Annotated in this window: 2 protein-coding genes; one reads left to right on the forward strand and one right to left on the reverse strand. The window is 75.5% G+C overall.

Going from position 1 to position 2466, the window contains the following annotated elements; genetic code table 11:
* A partial coding sequence (locus F8274_RS31515) for a hypothetical protein (RefSeq protein ID WP_370518295.1) occupies positions 1–925 on the forward strand: 925 nt, incomplete at its 5' end.
* Between the two features lie 57 nt (positions 926–982).
* Here the strand turns inward: F8274_RS31515 and F8274_RS30465 are convergent.
* Positions 983–2466: APC family permease (locus tag F8274_RS30465; protein ID WP_225854050.1), on the reverse strand; the 1484-nt coding region annotated here is incomplete at its 5' end.

The raw sequence follows: 2466 nt of genomic DNA on the forward strand, positions 1-2466 counted from the left end.
CGCCCGGTTCGCCCGGCCGGAGGCGTCCGGTGGGGGCCGGGCGGCCCGGATCTCCGGGCGGGGCGCCACGGCGGCCCCGGATCGCGGTGCCCCCGCGCCGGCCTACCCGGCGACGTCCCGGGGCTACCACGCCCCGGACACGGCGGGGTACGCCACCGCCCGACCGGCCCCGGCGAGCTGGTCGCCGGGCGACGCGTCCGCGCCGACGATCGACGGCTACGCGAACCAGGCGGTCCACCACCAGATCCGGCAGGCCGTGGTGCACCGCGTGCAGTACGCGAACGCCCTGCACGCCTCGCACTACTGGGACCTGCGCCGCACCAGCCCGGTCGGGCCGCACGCGCTCGTCTTCCTCTACGCCAGCCTGGATCCCCGGTTCGCCGACCCGCGCCGGCCCTACTACGAGATCAGGGCGGCCTCCCGCTTGTTCCGGGACGGCGACGAGGTGCAGGACCTCCCGTCGCTGCTCGCCGAGCTGTGCGAGATCGCCGAGGGCTACCTGGCCGGGGACGGGGTCTTCGACCCGGTGGCCCAGATGACCCAGGCCGGCGAGCCGATGCCCGCCGAGGCCCGCTACGTCGGGGTGTCGGTGTCGACCCTGCTCGGCGGCGGCAGCGTGGCCGGCGCCCAGTCGCCCGGCGCCGGCGGGATGGGCATTCCGGGCCGGAACCTGGTGGTGATGTCCGACGACCACCTGCTGGTGGTCGAGCGGCCGGCGCGGGCGCACGAGCAGGTCGAGGTGCACTCCACCTGCCCGCACTTCAGCGGCGGGGGCGTGGAGGTCCGCAGCTGGCTCCCGCTCACCCCGGAGCAGCAGGTCGACCCGGCCTGGCGCGCGTTGCGGCACCTCAACCGGCTGGTGCGGGCCGGCCAGGAGCGCAAGGCCGCGGCGGTCGCCGCCACCGGCGGCCGGCGCCGCCGCTGAGCCGCCGACGGCCCGCCCCGGACTTCGGGGGCGGGCCGTGGCGGCGTCCGGGGTGTCCTACAGGGAACGGCCGACCAGGTCCTGTTCGATCACCGCGAGCGGGCGCCGTTGGCCCTGCCCGACGTTCTCGAGCACCTCGGGGCGGGTGGCCCGGAGGACGGTCGCCCAGACCAGCCCCACGGCCGCGGCGGCCGCCACCGCGCCGGGGACCCACCACTTCGTCGTGGAGTCGGCGGGCGCCCCGAGCACGGCGGAGAGGTTCACCAGGGTGGTGAGCAGGGCCGCGCCGACCAGTGGGGCCCCGATGGCCGGCGCGACCGTACGCTGCCACGCGCTCTCCAGGCTGCCGCCGCCCCTGCGGAAGAAGGCGATCGTGGCGACCGAGGTGACCGCCATCATGAGCAGCACCGCGATGGCGGCGACGCCGGAGAGCCAGCTGAACATGGTGGCGACCGGGTCGGCCCCGGTCAGCGCGAAGACCAGGACGGCCGGCAGGGCGATCGCCGACTGGAGCACCGACCCGGCGACCGGCGCGCCGCCCCGGCCGACCCGCTCGAACACCGCCGGCAGCACCCGCTCCCGGCCCAGGCTGAAGGCGTACCGGGCGATCGAGTTGTGGAAGCTCACCATCGCGGCGAACACGCTGGTCACCACCAGGATCGTCGCGACGCCGCCGAGCACGGGGCTGACGTGCGCCTCCAGGATCGAGAACGGCAGCCCGGCGCCCGGGTCGCGGGACCGGTCGACGACCTGGTCGGGCCCGACGGCCACGGCCATGGCCCACGCGGCGAGCGCGTAGAGGACGCCCAGCAGGATCAGCGCCGAGTAGGCCGCCCGGGACACGGCCTGCGGCGACCGGGCCTCCTCCGAGTAGACGGCGGCCGACTCGTAGCCCACGAACGAGGCCGCGCAGAAGGCGACCACACCGCCGATGCCGGGGACCAGCAGGTTGCCGGGCGCCAGCGGCGCGAAGCTCACCGAGCCGCCGGCCGGATGGGTGAACGAGGTGAGCACGAAGAGCAGGATCACCACGACCTCGACGGCCAGCACCGCGCCCAGCAGGCCGACGCTGATCCGCGCCTTGAGGACGCCGACCAGGGCGACCCCGGCCCAGGCGGCCAGGGCCCAGGCCCACCACGGGCCGCCCAGGCTGTCGCTGACCACCGCGCCGAGCAGCCCGTACAGGCAGATCTGGATGGCGTTGTAGCCGAGCAGCACGACGGGAGCGGCGACCACGCCCCAGAACCGTCCGAAGCCGGCGGCCAGGGCCGCGTAGAAGACTCCGGCGCTGGAGACGTAGCGGGCCATGGCCAGGTAGCCGACGGAGAAGAAGAGCAACGCGGCGGCGATCACGAGGAAGCCGAGCGGTGTGCCGGTGACGCCGGTCGAGGCGTACGTGGCGACGATCGCGCCGGCGAGCACGGCCATCGGGGAGGAGGCGGTCGCGCTGAACACCAACAGGGCGCCGGTGCCGAGGGACTTGCGGATGAGCCCGGTTGGCGCGCTGGCAATCTGCATGGAGCTGCTCCGAGTGGGGGAGG

The sequence above is a fragment of the Micromonospora sp. AMSO31t genome, assembly GCF_008868175.1.
Lineage (GTDB): Bacteria > Actinomycetota > Actinomycetes > Mycobacteriales > Micromonosporaceae > Micromonospora.